Origin of the sequence: Methanobacterium spitsbergense (assembly GCF_019931065.1) — an archaeon.
Taxonomy (GTDB): domain Archaea; phylum Methanobacteriota; class Methanobacteria; order Methanobacteriales; family Methanobacteriaceae; genus Methanobacterium_B; species Methanobacterium_B spitsbergense.
Map to the genome: position 1 here is coordinate 97,130 of NZ_JAIOUQ010000014.1, position 16,810 is coordinate 113,939.

Genomic DNA, 16,810 nt, shown 5'->3' on the forward strand with positions numbered 1-16,810 from the left:
TGAAATAATAAAGTTTAACAACATCATATAAAAATGTTACTCTTTTAGTTACAATCTGTAATTAATCCTTAACTGGATAAGAAAAATAGATAAAATAATTTCCCTATAGATCCATAGTATAACATGGAAATAACATTGAAAATATAATTATGAAAATATAACATTGAAAACAAATTTCCTAAAATTTTCAAATAAATGTCCATTGGAACTTTACATAACATTTCTAAAAAAATTGGGTGAATATTTAATGTCGGTTTTAACCAGAAAACAATTCTTAAAGCGAAGTAAATCTTGTATTAATGAAACAGGTAATCAGGCCCTGTTAATCAGCGAATTAATTAACCTTGAAAAAGAGGAAAAAATTGATAATCAGGAAGCATATAAAAAAATAAAGGGGATTATGAAAGGTGTTGAAACAGCATTTTTCAGATACGAAGTTTTAAGTCCTCCAGATAATTGTGTATCCCTACATTTAAAGATCCTTCACAGTTTAATAACTTTACAAGAATCTGTAGCTGCCAACTATGATTTTGTTGTATTCTCGGACGATCATGAGAAAGAAAAGGCTGAGAAACTGGAAGAGTCAAGTAATCTGCTGGATAAATTCAGGTTGGAGTTTAGACCAATAACAACCGAAGTAGACAGTTTATTAATGAAATAATGGATTTAAGAAATAGAGAATTAATTAGCTAGGGGATTTATTAAAAATTAATTAAAAATAAATATATTTATTCTTTAGCAAAGTTTATTTTTAACCTGAAATTTGGTTCTATTTTAAATAATTAGAACTCCTCTTAACTCCGATTATAATAATATTGTTCTTTTTGATGATTAATATATTTTTTGTTAAAATAAAATAAAATAATGTCTTATTTTTAACTTTTGATAAAGATTGGATCTGAAATGTTATATTGAACATTCGTGTGGATCGTAGATTCTAATTAACTGATAGGAGGAAGTATCTTCTGTCACAAAAATTTCAAGGTCAAAAATCTTCTTACTGGATATATTTTCAGATTTCATAACTTTCTTTAAAATAGAATAACAACTTGGATTTATTAATATTGCGTTAGGAAATTGGGCTTTGCTATGGAATAACTTTCTTTTATCACTTATTGATTTTAATAACTGTTCACCAGTTAGATTTTCATTTTTCATATCCATATAATCACCCTCCAACATCATTTTTTTAATCTATCTAATATTATGGTCTGCTTTTCACTTTAACTTTTCTAAAAAATACCAATCATAAAAGTATATAAAAATTTACAATCTTTAATTAAAAAACTGAAAATATTAGTATTGATATAATATATTTTTGGGAAAAACAGAATTTTGTAGGTAAAATAAATTCCATATTCTAAAAAATTGATCAGTTTACAGCTTTTTAGCCCTATCCAAATAATTTTTTCAAATTTCAAAATAAATTATTAAAAAAAAGCATGAAAACTTCCAATTACTTTATAAGGTGTTAAAATCAATAGTGAATAAGCCTATTTTATAGGCTAAAAATTGGAAGTGATAAATTTGTTTGGAAATAGTTACGGTAATGATAAAAGAAATGATGCTCCTATTCAAGAAGGCGGAGAATACGATGTTAAAATTGAGGATACTGGCAGAGACGGAGACGGAATTGCTCGTATAGAAGGTTTTGTGGTTTTTGTTTCAGGCGCTAAAGTTGGCGACGAAGTAAAAATTAAGATTAATTCAACAAGAAGAAATTTTGCATTCGCTGAAATAGTCGAATAATCTCAATTTTGAATTGTTAAAGCAAAGTTTTCTTGAAAATTGTTAATCTTATAAGTTTACAAAGTTTATAATTTTATTAATTTTCTCGAATTTCTATTTGTTAATATCTAAAATTTTAGGATGTGAAATATATTTTCATATTCTAAAAACCCATTATATCAATATTTTTTTTAATATAATTTTTATACACCTTATTTTCATTATAATTCTTTAATAACCTAAAACTCTTTTCTAGCATCTTCATAATTAATGTCCTTAAATTAACCATTTTTGTAGCTTTTAATTTATCTCTAATTGTTTCCTTAAGAAATCAGAAAAACTTAGGAATAAACCCATATATCAATTTAATTATTAAGATGGGGATGAAGGACAAAATATGTGTTAAAAATAAGTTAATATAAGGGGCAGTATGATGTCAATTATCAATAATATGATAATAATTAAAAGACCAATTAATACAATGAATCCAATAATTTTAGGACTATCCCCATAAATCTTTCTTAAAAAATCTTTCATAGGTTAAACCCCCTGTTTTTAGCTATAATATAAATAAAAACCATCTCCTTTTTTAATAGTAGCTGTGTGCCATGTTTTTAAGGGTATCATTAACTTAAATATATCGATTCTTGGATCTCCTAGCCATTTTTTATTTACATTTATAGCTATTGTGACATGAGTAAGTTCAGGACTAGGGTTATAATTTAATACCCCTTTATTTGGTAAATGATATCTAGTACTTGATGTAGCGTATATTGGGAACCCTACGACTGATCTATATAATGTAATACCTACGGAATATACGGTTTGTCCACAATTGTTTACAATTCGGAAGTTATTGACGTTACCATAGACATTAGCCATAGTGCTTATTGTAGTAGAATCGTCACCAGGACTTACTGAATAGTACCATTTATGTGTATTATTATGAAGCATAATGAGATTCTTTCAGTACTATCTGGCCTTACAACTTTAAGATTAAACTCATTGGAATTAATTTTCAGATGTTGTACAAGCCAGTTTTTAAATTTATCAGTTGTAATTACTTTTTCATTCCCGAAGGATCCTGCACATAAAATGTTTCAATTGCTTGGACAGATGAATTATAATCTATAGGAACTATAAAATCATTTATTACAAAATCATCTGTTGCAGATGCTCCATTGAAAGAAACCAGTGCAATGAGTGCCAGTAAGAATATAAGAATGTATTTTAATTCCATATTATATTACCTCCTCTTATGATATTACTTAATATGATTATTTTATTATTTAAATTTTTTGAATGTATTATTTTTTTATCCGATACTTGAAATTATGCATATTCCGTTATAACAGATTCGTGGGTTGTACAAATAAAAAAAATATGAAATATTCAAAAATAATGGATGGAAAAAAATTCAAAAATAAAAAAAGGAAGAAATTACAATTATTTACTTGGGATAGAGCTATTTATTCGAATAATTATCAATATACCAGTTAATTAAATCGCTTGCAATACTCATCTTAGAATGAGTTCTTGGAACTTCGTCAACATCAAACCATTTTGCATCTAAAATTTCGTTTCCATCCACTTTTATCTCTCCACTTTCGTAAGTTGCTGTAAAACCGATCATAAGCGAGTTGGGAAAGGGCCATGGTTGACTTCCAAAATATTTAATGTCTTTAACTTTCAAACCCACTTCTTCCATAATTTCCCGTTGAACACCTTCTTCTAAGGTTTCACCGGCTTCTATAAATCCTGCAATCAGACCGTACATATTTTTCAATCCATAGGAATGTTTGGCCATGAGAAGCTTTTCATCATTTATAATTGCAGTTATCACAGCGGGAGCAATACGTGTATGGCTTATAAAACCACATTCTGGACAAATTTTGGCCATTTCATTGTCCATGATTTCTGTTGAGGTACCGCATTTACCACAGAAGCTATGATTTTTATCCCAATTCACTATTTGAATTGCTCTTCCAGCTAAAAGAAACAAATCTTCCTCTAAAATTTCATATAAATGCCTTAAATCCATGAAAGCCATTGATTCGGGGGCATTTGTTTCTGGTGCAACTTCTGCAGAATAACATGCATGTCCTAGAAAGGTTCCCATATAATGTGTTCTAATAGGGAGAATATTCAAAACTTTAAGATCTTTTATAAAAGGAATTTTACAGTTGTTTTCAAGATCAATAAGCAAGTTATCAGAGTTAAAAACAAACCAGAAAACATTGCTATCTTCATTACCTTCAGGTGCAAAAGAGGGTACATACCTCTTGTAAATACTTTCTCTGGACATATTAATAATTAATCTAAAATCTTTGATAAATAATTAACCCCTCCATTTTTTATTCCCTTAAACTGTATCTAGATTTCAAATTTATCATGGATATATTAGTTAAAAGTTGTTTGGGGATTTTTAAGATTGTTTATATTTCAGAGTTTCAAATAAGAAATTATATTAATGATGTTGTATTAGTATGTAATTGAGTGTAATTAGATAATTTAGTAATTCAATATCGATGTTAAAAAATATGAATTAGATGGTAATATTTTATTTGGATAATTTAAGGGGTAAAAAAATGTTTAAAAGAGCAACTGTGACTTTATTAATTTTGGTATCTATCTCTGTTTTTGTTATTGCTGCTTTTGCAATTTCAGGAAATAATAATTCTTCTAATAATATAGCCTCTGATGTGGCGGCACCATTATCTTCGATCTCTAACAACAGTCCTAGTACCCTCTCGGAGTCTTCAAATAATGCTCCAGTTCATAACATGGTAAACAATGTTAAGAGTGAAATAATATCTCCAACAGCAGCCAAAATACTGGCAAAAAAATATATAGAAGAACCTGGGGCAATACCAGGTACTCCTAAACTAGTAAAACAGGATGGTAAAAAAGTTTACATAGTTCCTGTAATTGATAAAAAGAAAAATGTTGGAGAAATATATTTGGATGCACACAGTGGAAAGAATTTAGGTGGGGCTGGAGGAGCACCTTCAAACTAAATTATTAAATATTTTTTTTATCCTTTTTTTTCATCCCCTCAATATAAGTTAATTAATTCTATCAAATTTTAAGGTTATTTATTAATTTTATAGGCTTGGGGGTTTGATTTATCAATATTTCGCTTTAATGAGATTTAAAACGTTTAAACGCTGTCTGAGACGTCAATTAGTGACTTAATAGAGTATATCTGCGTTGATCATTTATTTAAATAATATTAGAAACTTAGGAATAAATCAAGATAATTTTGAAGATTTAGAAATTTCCATTGTGTGGACATTAAATTTTAAAATAGTATTAAAAAACATCTATTAGCTTCTTGTTTTGAAATTAGATGTGTATAGTGACAATCCATGCTTTAAACTGTCATTAACACATCCGCTGTGTAAAATAATTTTGTATCTGGTTGTCTTGGATAGCAATATTTTGGGTATGATTCCGTTTCCAGTGCCAATAAATTTTATGGGCATGGTTTTAGTTCCACTTGTAGGTGATGTGGATATTTTGGCGGATTAAATAATTTCCGCTTGAAATATGTACTGTGTTTCCCGGTTTTACCTTTAATGCGGCATGATTAATGGATTTCCATGGATAGGTTAAAGACCCTGCACTTTGGTCATTTCCGTGATTTACATCCACATAAAAATTAGATGTGCTGTTGCTTGCTGAAGCTGTACCAGTAAAAGTCAGCAGGAAAATCAATGAAACAAATAATAAAATGAACTTTTTTATTTTTAACACTCCTTTAAATGAACATAATTAGATAGGAATTTGATTATTACACCATAGTATTTTTAACTAATTTTTACTATCAATGGAAAAACAACAGGTGTTCCTCCTGTTATTACAATTCCTGAACGGTATGCTGTAATATTATTACCTGAAGAAGGGTCCTGGTAGGTATAGTTCCATCTGTCAAGGAATTCTTGATTGGTTAGATACCCTCTGCTTCCCAAAATTGCTGGGTCTTCCATGTAGACATTTTCGTTATCTATTCCAATTACAACCATATAATGCCAGTATAATGGACTGACTGTACCATTTTGATTGCTGATATTGGTTGCATTCAATGCAGGTAAATTTACTATAACTGGAATACCCTGGTCCATATTCTGTTGCAGATCTTTGAGGGTCATATTGTCTTTTATTTCTGCATTGACCCCTAAACTTTGTGCAGTTTGTGCAATGTTGCGGGGTAATGTCCCGTTTTCTGGTGTGGTATTTGTTATATTTATCAGTTCATCCACCATTACATCTGTTCCATAGTAATCTAAAACAGCTTCTAGAGATGCAGGTCCCGAGGAATAATTATTAGGCTGTTTAACGTTAGGAACATCCAACAATTTAGTGCTGTTCTGTGATAGATTGTTATTTTCCAATATTGAAACATTATTTGTAGAATTAGTAATATTTGAGCTATTGTCGTTTAAAACTGCAGAATAAACACTTAGAGGTATGAAAATTATAAGAATAGTTAAAACCAAGATTTTGAATTTAAGATTCATATTAGAAAATTGGTATTGATAATATTAATTTTTTTAGGTTTTTAGAAAATTATCTACAATAATACAATCAGAAATGATATAACATATGAAATTATTACAAAATAATTTTTATAATATTACTCATATTAAGTCTTAGTGAAGATCAAATTGGAATATAATTATTTTAGCAAGTAAAACATATATTAAACTAGTAATTTATGAGTGATGATAAAAAAAAATTATAAATAATACTTTTTTAAAATCAATAGCTTTTACTTAAATTGACAAAAGTTATTTATATTAACAGTCATATCAAGTTAAGAAGATATTATGTATGTTTTAGGTGTAAAAATATGAGATGGTCAGTTGTATTAGTAGCTGTTTTAGTAATAATTGTGGGTTATTCTTTTATTGTGGTAGCTATTGGTCCCGTAGAACCATTGGGAAGACTTTCATTTGTTAAACTGGAAAATCCCGACATGTTCCCTGGTCATCCTCATTCTTCTTTATTAGCTCAATATGCGAATAAAAAGAACTCTAAATGTGCATTGGTTCTACATTTTGCAGGTAGCTCAACATATAGTAGTTACCTTGAAGAAAATGATAGAAATAACAAAAATGATAATGTGTACATAATAGAAGTAGCATTTATTGACACCCAGGGAGGCGGTTCAACAGGATTGGGCCAGATCAATATCTGGGATTCGATTAACGTTGCCCTATTCGGTGTACCTGATGGTAGATACAAGTACATGTCAGATGGTGTGGTATACAATACCTACGACGATATGATGAAACATGTTACAAGTTTGGCCAAACAACACGGCCAACAAGGCGCCATACCAATGGTTTATCATGGAACAGTTCGAACTGATAATCCTATATTAGCCCCAGGCTGTGGATTCCCACTCTACTTCCAAATATTAACCAAAACCTATGGTATAATTCCGGCATACATATACACATTCACTGGAATGCTTTTCCCATATCTGGAAAGTCCTTACAGGAATTTCGAATTAATGCATTCATCTGAACTACAGTATTACTACAATAATGGATTCATAAACATAGATTACAGTAAAAGTGGTGTAAATACAGCTAAATATTATGGTGGCGTTGGTAGCACCGACTGAATTCAATATCATTAAATTTTTAATATTAAAGATTTGTAAATATTCTGGTTTGGATGAAAAATCACAGTATGACCCATTGAATAAAGATATTCATTAACTTCATTTGGCTGCTACATCTGTTGATGGTACAATTCCATCTGCTGCTGTAACTATTAGTGATGTAAGAGATAATCAGATATCTGGAGAGGATGGTTCAGTACTGCAATTTGATCCAGATGAAGTAAGAGAAACTTATGGATCGAACAGAATAAAACAGTTAAAAACGATCCAGAACAAGTAAAAGAGGATACAATACCAATGCAAAAAACAGGAATTCCTGTACTGCCTGCATTATTAGGTATACTCATTTTAATGGGCGGTTTTATTGTAAGCAGGAACAAACAATAAAATTCATTTCTTTATTTTTTTATTTTTATCTGTACTGTTTCCTTTAGCTTTTTCTATTTTTTCAAAACAGCTAGCACAGTAACTAGTTTCATGACGCTTTCGTTGTGTTTGAGTTGGGGTAAATGAAGTATAACAACATTTACATATTCTCATTGCACTCCATTTATTAAATCGCATGAACTTCAACTCCAAAAAACAATTTCCAACACTTAAATGATTAATATTACTTTCTTATTTTCATTAATTTAATCAGGATTCTTATGAAAACATAGTTTTTGTCTTAATTTAATTATTATCAACAGATTCTGTTAATCTTTTGGTGTAATAAGAATTCACATCAAATAAAATAAAAATATTATAATAAATAAATTATTATTTTAATGAACTGTACCTTCGTAAAACTTACAATTAATCTTCTAATCAGTTATAATAACAAATTTAATTAACAAATGGTCATCTTATTATAATAAAAAGATAATGGTTAAATTAGAAAATATAGCAGTGGTTTGTAACTCCATAATATTAAGTTAAACATTTTACTAACAAGAATTTATTGTTAAATATAAATAGATATATGTTCATGTATTTCATGAAATCTCATTTGTTGGGGCTTTAAAAAACTATTTGGAGGAATAAATTTGGCAAAAGAAGGAAATGTACTTTTAGGTATTTTAGCCATAATTTTAGGTATTTTAGTTCTGATATTCCCATTATTCAGTGTTTTCACTGTAAGTATACTTGCAGGTCTGAGTATACTATTCTTAGGTATTTGGCTTTTAATACAGAGCTTTGCAGTTTGGGAAGGTAATAAAGGAGTTAGTATTGCCTATTTAATACTTGGTATTCTAGGTGTAATAGTTGGAATAGGCCTATTTGGTAATATAATGGCCTTCAGCTTCCTGGTCAGCTTTTGGCTCTATCTTGCAGGATTTTTCCTTATATTTTCTGCAATAATGTCATTATTTGCTAAAGAAGGAACTGCTGGTAAAGGTTCAGGTATTGTAGGAGTGATATTAGGTATACTTTACATAGTTCTGGCTGCATATGCATGGAACCCATATTATCTTGCAATATTAATTGCAGTATGGTTAATTGTTGATGGAATAGCTTTGTTTTTTATAAATCCATCTGAAATAGTAAAAATGGAAAATTAATCTTCTTTTATTGATTAATAAAAGAATTAAAGCCCCAATTTTTTTCCATCGTTTTAATTTTTTTTATAGATCATTAAAATTTCCAAAATTAAATTTCAATATTTTTAATGGTACTGAAAAACAAGAGCGCAACAGATAGGGAATATCTGCACTTATAGTAAAAATACGGGACTAATTATCCTATCTTCTACAACCAATTACTATGAAAATAATATAGTAAGAACTGTCTTAAGTTGTTTAGGGGATGCAATGAAATGAATAATAGTGGTGTTAATAATTATAAACCTTGGAAGATCTTGATAATAGCAGTATTTTTAAATTTTTTTACTTGGGCATTTTTGTTTGTTACACCGCCATTGGAAACTATATTTTCTGCAAATTTATTAATTACTCATTTCTAGACAAGTTTACTTTTCACTTCTCCAATACTTATGATAGCTCTGGTAGCAATTCCTGCAGGTATTATTGCAGATAAGGTAGGTTTAAAAAGAGCAATTGGAATTGGGGCTATTATTGCATGTATCGGTGCTGTACTTAAAGGAACATCTTCATCTTATTCCACTTTACTTATATTTTCCATTGTTTTTGGGCTTGGTATGGGATTTACCTTTGCAAACTTACCTAAATTAGCTAGATCATGCAGTTCAATTCAGTAAACTAGTTTAGTCATAGGAATTATCAATGGATTTGGATTATTGGCAGGAATTGGATTGGCTCTGGCTATTACAGTACCAATTATATATCCGTTTGCAAAGAGTTATCATGGTGTTTTTTATATATGGGCTGTACCTTTGATAATTGCAACAATCTTATGGTGGATTCTGGTTAATGAACCTCCATGTCCAAGCACTGAAATTGAATCTGAAAAAACACTTTCTCTAGGATTAAAACAAATATTAAAAAATAGAACACTATGGCTATTGGCTTTTATTCTTTTACTCCATAATATCTTCTTTTACACATGGTCGGGGTGGCTTCCAACCTATCTATTACATAAAGGTTTAGTTCAAATTTAACCGGATTATTAACTTCAATCATGCTTTTGGTGGGTATTCCAACTATACTACTTGTACCCATGTTCTATTCACGAATAATATCGAAAAGGCTGCTTATATGGATACCCAGTTTGATATTCGCTTTCCTTGCAATATGGATATTGTATGCTTCAATGTCTTCAATCTTCTTGATAATGGTTATAGCAGGAATCATAAACATCCTACGTTTCAATACTTTACTAAGTTTACCCGTGGAAATCATGCCAAAAGAACATTCAGGAGTTGCAGGGGGTGTTGTTGTATCGGTTGGTTATATGGGGGCAGTAATCGGGCCTAGTATGGCTGGACAAATATTAGACATCACAGGAAGTTTCCAGAGTATTTTTATTATTCTCTCAGTGATATCTGTAATAACAATGTGTCTAACCTTTTTAATTCCTACTAGTGACAAAAATAAGATTTCCAGTACATCAATGGAAAGATAGGCTTTATAATTTGTTGTATTTGGATTTGTAATTTATTTATGGATAAATGCAACCTAATAAAAACCACTATTATCCTTAAACAATATATATCCCCAGGTTTAATCAGTTTGGAGGCGATTACCTGGGGTAAATATATATAATATATTGGGGGTTATGAAGTTGCGACTAAGCGAACACAACTCACACTATAAACTTTTATTTTATAGCTTAAATCGATTTTCCCAAATCACACCCAAATCACACCCTAAAAGAGTAAAATTTTAATTAAAATACTAATATTCCTTAAATTTAAATTTAACACATGTTTATAATGTTTTTTGATTATATTGTATATTAATAGAGAAATTCCAATATACCCGACCAATTTGGATTAAAATATGAATATAGTTTTTCTGTTGTCTATGTCCACTTCCATCCCATAAAAATTCATACCCAAACCTTTAAAGTTAATATTAATTAAGCTTAATCGAGCATCGATTTTGGAGATAACAATGATGGTTGCACAAAATATAAATAAACTAACGGTTTTGATTGTTTCAGTGATTGCAGTTGTTCTAACTCCAATAATGAGTTCTTCGATTAATGTGGCGCTTCCAGCAATTGCACAGGAATTATCCGCCAATGCCATATTATTGAGCTGGATTACAACAGGATTTTTCCTTGTATCTGCAATGGTTGCAATTCCACTGGGAAGAATAGCCGATATCTAAGGACTGAAAAAGATTTTTACATGCGGTGTTTTGATTTTCACAACAGCATCATTCTTAGGTGCAATATTTCCTACAGTAGAATTTCTGATAATAGCAAGGGGTTTGCAGGGTGTTGGGAGTGCAATGATCTTTGTAACAGGAATGGCAATAATTACTTCGGCATTTCCTCCAAGAGAACGTGGTAAGGTGATTGGAATAAATATTATCGTTCTTTATATGGGTCTTGCTATCGGTCCTGTAATTGGTGGGTTGTTTACACAGTATCTTGGATGGAGAAGTTTATTTTATTTGATGCTACCATTTGGACTCTTAATACTGTCATTAATACTCTGGAAACTTAAAGGAGTTGAATGGGCAGTATGTAAAGGAGAAAACTTTGATAAATCAGGTTCAACTATCTTCAGTATTTCCCTGTTACTTGTTCTATGGGGATTTTCAATGATAACCAGCACATATGGAAAATTAATGGTACTCCGGGGAATTGCAGGATTTATACTCTTTGTTGTTTACGAGTTGAGGATAGAACATCCTGTACTGGATATGAAACTGTTCTTTCACAACAGGATGTTTGCATTTTCCAGTCTCTCCACATTAATAAGTTTCACAGGAACATTTGCATATTTTCCTTTTGAGCTTGTATCTGCAGTATATAAAAGGCTTGAGCCCAATCACTGCGGGTTTAATACTTGCAATCTCAACCATTTTCATGGCCCTAATGTCCACTGTTTCAGGAAAACTATCAGACAAGTACGACTCTCGTAAAATTGCATCAATAGGCATGATGATAATCACTCTAAGCCTTTTTATGTTTATTTTTCTTGATAACAACACATGTATCTACTATTTGCTGTTGGGTCTCATATAATGGGGATTGGTTCCGGAACATTCAGCTCTCCAAATACCAATGCAATAATGAGCTCAGTATAACCAAGATTTTATGGTGTTGCAGCTGCAAACATCGAGTACAATGCGGATAACAGGCCAAACTCTCAGTATGGGAATTACAATACTGATATTTTCCATCTACATTGGAACAGCACAATTCACACCATCAACCTATCCCGAACTCATGACCAGTATTAAAATAATCTTCACAATTTCAACTATAATGGGCTTTGGAGCTATATTCGCATCATTAGCAAGGAACTGATAAAATTTTATCTGCAATAAAAAATAGATAGTAAGTATCAAGGAGGTAATAACTGTGTATAAAAAAATACTGTTACCAACCGATGGTTCTGAAAATTCTAAAAGAGCAGGAGAACATGCTATATGGATTGCTGATAAAAGCGGAGCTGATATAATAGTTTTAAATGTGGTTGAATTTTATTATCCCCAAATATCTGCCTTGCCCAATTACAGGGAGGGCTTATACGATGATATAATGAGGGAGGGAGAAACTGCTGTTGAATCATTTAGAAAAGAATTAGAATTGAATCAGTGTAATGGTATTTGTAAAACAGTTAAATTAACCACAAAAATTAAAGAGGGCAAAGCACATCTGGAAATACTTGAATCAATAGATGAGTATGATGTAGATCTCGTTGTTATGGGTGCATCTGGCAGACATGGTCTGGATAGATTTATGTTGGGAAGTGTCACTGAACGGGTGATTAGAGAAGCTAAATGTCCTGTACTTGTTGTACATTAATAGGATCTAAAATATCGCCCCAAATAATGATTAGGATTTCTAATTTTAATTAGGAAATAATTTAAAAAAATAAAATAAGTTCAAATTTAATAATTATTTTTTAATAAGCCACATATATAGACCGTATACTATTAAGATTATTACCACGATCCAAAATAGCCAAAAGAATAATCCTGGTACTGCAAGGGCTAAAATTGCCAGAACCACACCTAAACGAAAGTAATTGCTCCCATTGTGCTTTCATTCATAGTATCACCTAATATATAATATGGACTGCTAATTATTTAAAATTTGCTCAAACTGTAATAACTCACATAAAATTTTAAAATTGTTGAAGTGTATTATGAAAATATTCATCAAAGCGAATTAACATAATAGTAAATGGAACTTTTTAACTTAAAGGGAGTGATACATTGAATTTTGAAGAGTGCATAAAATTTGCTAACGACACACCTGTATGTTATCTTGCAACTGTAGATGGAGACCAACCTCGAGTAAGGGCACTGGGATTTTGGTTTGCTGATAAAAATGGATTTCACTTTCAAATAGGTGATGTAAAGGAAATGTATGGGCAACTCAAGGCAAACCCCAAAGTTGAAGCATGTTTTTGGCAGCCAGACGAACAAACAGGAACAATGATGAGGGTTGCAGGTGAAATAGAATTTGTAGATGATATTGAACTTAAAAAGAAGGTACTGGAAGACAGACCATTTCTTAAAGAGTTTGGAATGACATTTGACCATCCTGGATTGATTATATTCAGAATTGCAAAGGGTGAAGCCTATTTCTGGACAATGAAAACCAATTTCGAGCCTAAAAAGATGATTAAATTCGGAGATTAAAATAAATTTAAGTTCAGATTTAAAACAAGATATAGGTTAAACAATTTTTGTTTCAATTTCCATCTGATGAATGGGTAAGGAAATTTGAACTTCAATTTTTTTTATCAATCTACTTAAAATTCTATTACAAAATTTCCCAAATTTACAATTAGCAATTCAATCTTTGATAAAGAGATCTTATTCCAATTTGTATTCTAACAATTAATATGTACAATTGTATTTTCAGAAGTAATTATAGTAAAATAGATTATTAAATATTTTCAATCCAATCTATCAAAAATCAAGAGAAAAAACATTCAAAAAATAAAAAAAGGAAGGATTAAACAGGTAACTACATCGACACATTGCTTGGTAATCTTTTATTTGTATAATAGAAATTCATTATTTTTGAGTACATGTAGATAGTTGATTCGTAGCGGATATTACCCAAAGAGGTGGCAATGTAATTGGGTGCTCTTCCATTGGTGTTTATGTAGTTTTTGATGTTACTTGCAAGTTTAACGTATTCTGTTTTTAATATGTTTCCATGTTTAAATGTTCCTTTAGGTGCTGTTGGTGCATTAACAGTTTTTGCTGTTATTGATGCGGTAGAGCCGCTGTTTAGGTTAATCACTGATGAAGTAAGCAAGTATAAAAAGTTAGACATTGTAACATGTTTACTCGAAATAGTTACATAAGATGGTAGCTTTTTATAGGTTTCATAATATGTTTTAACAGATTTAGCAGCAGAACCAATCTGACTTACAGTATAACTGGTACTTGATGGTGTCTGAACATTAGCTGCCCATACAATAAGTTGATCTAGTAAAGTATAATTGGTCGGACTTAATTCTGGGTGAGGTCCGCTTAAAACGGTTCTTCCATTTCCATAGGTGTCTCCAACTATGGCTGCATAACCTGAGTTTGTACCACTTGCATAGTTAGCAAATCTTGTAAAACCACTACCGTAAAATGCAGGCCCATTATAGTGAGCAAGGGTCAATGTACCGCTGGAACCTAAAAGTTGAGTTGCAATACTGGTTGTTGAAACCTGAAGATTTCCTTCATGGTTATATACCTTTGAACTAACATGAGGAGCAACTCCCCATCCATTATAACTGGTTCCACTTCCACCTACATATTTAGATCCTGCATATGCTCCTGCACAAATTCCTAGATATCCATGACCACTGGAAATGAAGTTTTTAATGGCAGAAGAGCTTATTCTGCTACTGTGAATGTAAGTGTAGCCGCTTGAACCCCCGGGCATTACAAGTAAATCGTAATTAGCCAGTATGGACGAAGTAATTGAAGTTGATTTTCCATAGGTGAAACGATATCCTGGAACAAGGTTATTGTTATTGGCTGAAGTCAATGCGGTCACAACACCATTAACACAGCTAGTAATGGCACCATTTCCATTATATATTAGTACTCGAATGGTTTTGGTACTGGTTGTACTGACTGGGGAACCTGCTGCATATTTAGTAGTTTTTGAGGCGGTTGATGTTGTTGCTAATTTGGTAGTCGTTGTTGTTACTTTAGTAGTTGAAGTTGTTGCTAAGTTGGCAACACTTGAAGTCTGTGTTGTTTGAAGATTTTGTGTTGTGTTATTAGAACTATCTGTTGCAGATACAAGACCAAAATTTAGGGTCAATGCTATTCCCAATAACAACAGCACACTAAGGAATAATTTTCGATTAATGTTAACAGCTCCTAAACTTATAATGTATTTTCTATTTTATTATGGTGAATCACGTCACTAAAAAATTATCAATTTTTTATTATAAAAGCATTGTTATCGAAAATTAATGTTAATTTTTGTTCTAATTAAAGAAATTCGGTAAATAAAGTCTAATTGCAAATGAAAAAGGAGTATCAATTAGTGTATGGCAGTTTTCGTTCTTTTATATGCTCATGGGTATTAGACTTTCAAATGGCAAACATTTTTGATAGCATACTGAAGGAAAAGTCACATCATTAGTTCGAATGAATATTCAATATCAAAAATTTGATTGTCAAGAATTTAAACTCATAAAAACTTTATATATAATGTAATTCTATGAATTTGTATGGTTTTATTCCATTCTAGTATCATATCCAAATAATAAATTTTTTATATGAAAAATAATTTTAGATCCAAAATTAACAAATATATAAAGTATTTATAGAAACTAAATTAAAGAATAGACGTAGGAGATCTTTAGTAACATTATTTAAGATCACAAATCAAAACCATAAAAAGAAGCTATATTAACTTTATTCGGGTTAAAAAAAGCGTTTTTTGTACTGTTACAAGGTGTATCAGTGCTGAATTTTCTAAAAAATTAAAATTAACAAATAGGAGTTGAATTAAATGGCAAAGATATCAGGAACTAACAAGAGAACCAGACAAAAGAAGGGTTATAAAAAGGCGGGAAGTAAAAGGGGAAGAGGAGTTAAAAGATAAAACTTTGAGGATTAAACCTGTCCAAGGGTTTCCAATCCAAAAACTCTAAATTCCAATTATTCTTAATAAAATAAAAAAAAATATTTAAAATATTGGTTATAAAACAAAATTTATTATCTAATTAATTGACTTAAATTCTATAATAACCAATTTTAATCACTTATTTTTCCAGAACTTATTTTTCAAAATTTTTCTAATATTTGTATTTGAATTGAAACTAATTTTCATAATTTTATTTTAAATAACCCTAAAACCTCATGCCTGGACAATCGAAGCAGCGCTATTTTATAGGTTATTGAGAGAAATTCGCAGCTGGTTCTCGGTTCTTGGCGTAAACACGTGGTCCGTAAAGCATGTATCCTATGCCCACGAAGATCAGAATGAACTCACCTGCGGTAACTGCAGGCGGGGGAGAGATCGTGAAGAAGAACAGAGCTTGGTCTGCTGGTGCTGTGATGAACATGAACACAGCATCGATTACTGCCAAGACTCCAGCGAGTCTAGGTCTTCGTAGCCATATCGAAACCAGCCCTGCTAGTGGAAGTAATAGACCCACGGTTATGAAGAACCCTGCGAAAGCTAGTGTCCGTAGTTCAGGCATACGAGGTTCGACTCCTAATGGTGTCAAAAGAAAGCCCAAAATGAAACCAAAAGCAAATAAGACCGCCAATACACGCTCTGAACTTGTTAAAGATACACGAGTGCGGTGTTGTTCATTTCCATCTTGTTTGTTTGGTGGCTGGGATTTTGTTGATTGAGAGTTGTTATTTTTCATAAATTACCTCTTAATTTATTTTT

24 protein-coding genes and 1 pseudogene are annotated in these 16,810 nt (G+C 31.0%); 15 read left to right on the top strand and 10 right to left on the bottom strand.

The window, feature by feature from the left end:
- Positions 1–247 precede the first annotated feature (247 nt).
- A complete protein-coding gene (locus K8N75_RS11775; protein WP_223792249.1) occupies positions 248–661 on the top strand; it encodes a hypothetical protein in 414 nt (137 codons plus the stop codon).
- Between the two features lie 245 nt (positions 662–906).
- Here the strand turns inward: K8N75_RS11775 and K8N75_RS11780 are convergent, their stop codons facing one another.
- The gene (locus tag K8N75_RS11780; RefSeq protein WP_223792250.1) at positions 907–1,164 is read right to left on the bottom strand and encodes a hypothetical protein; all 258 of its coding nucleotides are present in this window, start codon (positions 1,162–1,164) and stop codon (positions 907–909) included.
- Positions 1,165–1,527: 363 nt separating this feature from the next.
- Between K8N75_RS11780 and K8N75_RS11785 the strand changes: the two genes are divergently transcribed.
- Complete coding sequence (locus tag K8N75_RS11785) at positions 1,528–1,749, top strand: TRAM domain-containing RNA chaperone (RefSeq protein ID WP_048190261.1); 222 nt, start codon at positions 1,528–1,530, stop codon at positions 1,747–1,749.
- A 381-nt stretch (positions 1,750–2,130) separates the two neighbouring features.
- On the opposite strand, the gene K8N75_RS14145 is transcribed toward K8N75_RS11785, so the two are convergent.
- The 4 genes from K8N75_RS14145 to nudC form a co-directional block, all read right to left on the bottom strand.
- Complete coding sequence (locus K8N75_RS14145) at positions 2,131–2,265, bottom strand: hypothetical protein (RefSeq protein WP_255590961.1); 135 nt, start codon at positions 2,263–2,265, stop codon at positions 2,131–2,133.
- An 18-nt stretch (positions 2,266–2,283) separates the two neighbouring features.
- A complete protein-coding gene (locus K8N75_RS11790; protein ID WP_223792251.1) occupies positions 2,284–2,682 on the bottom strand; it encodes a hypothetical protein in 399 nt (132 codons plus the stop codon).
- A 106-nt stretch (positions 2,683–2,788) separates the two neighbouring features.
- Positions 2,789–2,968: a hypothetical protein gene (locus tag K8N75_RS11795; protein WP_223792252.1), complete on the bottom strand. Its 180-nt coding sequence runs from the start codon at positions 2,966–2,968 to the stop codon at positions 2,789–2,791.
- Positions 2,969–3,193: 225 nt separating this feature from the next.
- A complete protein-coding gene (nudC, locus tag K8N75_RS11800; protein WP_223792253.1) occupies positions 3,194–4,033 on the bottom strand; it encodes an NAD(+) diphosphatase in 840 nt (279 codons plus the stop codon).
- A 283-nt stretch (positions 4,034–4,316) separates the two neighbouring features.
- Between nudC and K8N75_RS11805 the strand changes: the two genes are divergently transcribed.
- Entirely contained in the window at positions 4,317–4,745 is a 429-nt protein-coding gene (locus K8N75_RS11805) for a PepSY domain-containing protein (protein ID WP_223792254.1), read from the top strand.
- A 309-nt stretch (positions 4,746–5,054) separates the two neighbouring features.
- Here K8N75_RS11805 and K8N75_RS11810 read toward each other — a convergent pair whose 3' ends face one another.
- The 3 genes from K8N75_RS11810 to K8N75_RS11820 all read right to left on the bottom strand — a co-directional run bounded on the left by K8N75_RS11810 (position 5,055) and on the right by K8N75_RS11820 (position 6,248).
- Positions 5,055–5,213, bottom strand: a complete 159-nt coding sequence (locus tag K8N75_RS11810; RefSeq protein ID WP_223792255.1) for a hypothetical protein — start codon at positions 5,211–5,213, stop codon at positions 5,055–5,057.
- 4 nt (positions 5,214–5,217) lie between these two features.
- Positions 5,218–5,445, bottom strand: coding sequence for a DUF1565 domain-containing protein (locus K8N75_RS11815; protein WP_223792256.1), 228 nt, complete (start codon positions 5,443–5,445; stop codon positions 5,218–5,220).
- Positions 5,446–5,537: 92 nt separating this feature from the next.
- Entirely contained in the window at positions 5,538–6,248 is a 711-nt protein-coding gene (locus K8N75_RS11820; RefSeq protein ID WP_223792257.1) for a C39 family peptidase, read from the bottom strand.
- Positions 6,249–6,580: 332 nt separating this feature from the next.
- On the opposite strand from K8N75_RS11820, the gene K8N75_RS11825 reads away from it, so the two are divergent.
- Both K8N75_RS11825 and K8N75_RS11830 read left to right on the top strand, forming a co-directional pair.
- Positions 6,581–7,360: a hypothetical protein gene (locus K8N75_RS11825; protein WP_223792258.1), complete on the top strand. Its 780-nt coding sequence runs from the start codon at positions 6,581–6,583 to the stop codon at positions 7,358–7,360.
- Between the two features lie 103 nt (positions 7,361–7,463).
- The gene (locus tag K8N75_RS11830; protein WP_223792259.1) at positions 7,464–7,640 is read left to right on the top strand and encodes a hypothetical protein; all 177 of its coding nucleotides are present in this window, start codon (positions 7,464–7,466) and stop codon (positions 7,638–7,640) included.
- Between the two features lie 110 nt (positions 7,641–7,750).
- On the opposite strand, the gene K8N75_RS11835 is transcribed toward K8N75_RS11830, so the two are convergent.
- Positions 7,751–7,924 (bottom strand): hypothetical protein, encoded by a 174-nt coding sequence (locus tag K8N75_RS11835; RefSeq protein WP_223792260.1) that lies wholly within the window; start codon positions 7,922–7,924, stop codon positions 7,751–7,753.
- Positions 7,925–8,385: 461 nt separating this feature from the next.
- On the opposite strand from K8N75_RS11835, the gene K8N75_RS11840 reads away from it, so the two are divergent.
- From K8N75_RS11840 to K8N75_RS11870, 9 genes and pseudogenes are all read left to right on the top strand, one after another.
- Positions 8,386–8,901: a DUF308 domain-containing protein gene (locus tag K8N75_RS11840; RefSeq protein WP_223792261.1), complete on the top strand. Its 516-nt coding sequence runs from the start codon at positions 8,386–8,388 to the stop codon at positions 8,899–8,901.
- A 416-nt stretch (positions 8,902–9,317) separates the two neighbouring features.
- Positions 9,318–9,917, top strand: a pseudogene (locus K8N75_RS14230) (MFS transporter); the annotation flags it as partial.
- Positions 9,918–9,937: 20 nt separating this feature from the next.
- Complete coding sequence (locus K8N75_RS11855) at positions 9,938–10,381, top strand: MFS transporter (protein ID WP_255590962.1); 444 nt, start codon at positions 9,938–9,940, stop codon at positions 10,379–10,381.
- A gap of 491 nt (positions 10,382–10,872) precedes the next feature.
- Positions 10,873–11,091 carry a hypothetical protein gene (locus K8N75_RS14235; RefSeq protein WP_338038046.1) on the top strand — a complete coding sequence of 73 codons (219 nt, stop codon included), beginning with the start codon at positions 10,873–10,875 and terminating at the stop codon, positions 11,089–11,091.
- Positions 11,092–11,121: 30 nt separating this feature from the next.
- Positions 11,122–11,853: an MFS transporter gene (locus K8N75_RS14240; protein ID WP_338038047.1), complete on the top strand. Its 732-nt coding sequence runs from the start codon at positions 11,122–11,124 to the stop codon at positions 11,851–11,853.
- Complete coding sequence (locus K8N75_RS14245; protein WP_338038050.1) at positions 11,759–11,956, top strand: hypothetical protein; 198 nt, start codon at positions 11,759–11,761, stop codon at positions 11,954–11,956. The genes K8N75_RS14240 and K8N75_RS14245 overlap by 95 nt, the downstream gene beginning before the upstream one ends.
- 72 nt (positions 11,957–12,028) lie before the next feature.
- Entirely contained in the window at positions 12,029–12,241 is a 213-nt protein-coding gene (locus K8N75_RS14250) for a hypothetical protein (protein WP_338038048.1), read from the top strand.
- A 54-nt stretch (positions 12,242–12,295) separates the two neighbouring features.
- Positions 12,296–12,742, top strand: a complete 447-nt coding sequence (locus K8N75_RS11865; RefSeq protein WP_223792263.1) for a universal stress protein — start codon at positions 12,296–12,298, stop codon at positions 12,740–12,742.
- Positions 12,743–13,155: 413 nt separating this feature from the next.
- Positions 13,156–13,584, top strand: coding sequence for a pyridoxamine 5'-phosphate oxidase family protein (locus K8N75_RS11870; protein ID WP_223792264.1), 429 nt, complete (start codon positions 13,156–13,158; stop codon positions 13,582–13,584).
- A gap of 331 nt (positions 13,585–13,915) precedes the next feature.
- Here K8N75_RS11870 and K8N75_RS11875 read toward each other — a convergent pair whose 3' ends face one another.
- Positions 13,916–15,232, bottom strand: a complete 1,317-nt coding sequence (locus tag K8N75_RS11875; RefSeq protein ID WP_223792265.1) for a pseudomurein-binding repeat-containing protein — start codon at positions 15,230–15,232, stop codon at positions 13,916–13,918.
- Positions 15,233–16,392: 1,160 nt separating this feature from the next.
- On the opposite strand from K8N75_RS11875, the gene K8N75_RS11880 reads away from it, so the two are divergent.
- Entirely contained in the window at positions 16,393–16,770 is a 378-nt protein-coding gene (locus tag K8N75_RS11880; protein ID WP_223792266.1) for a hypothetical protein, read from the top strand.
- The last annotated feature ends 40 nt before the right edge of the window (positions 16,771–16,810 follow it).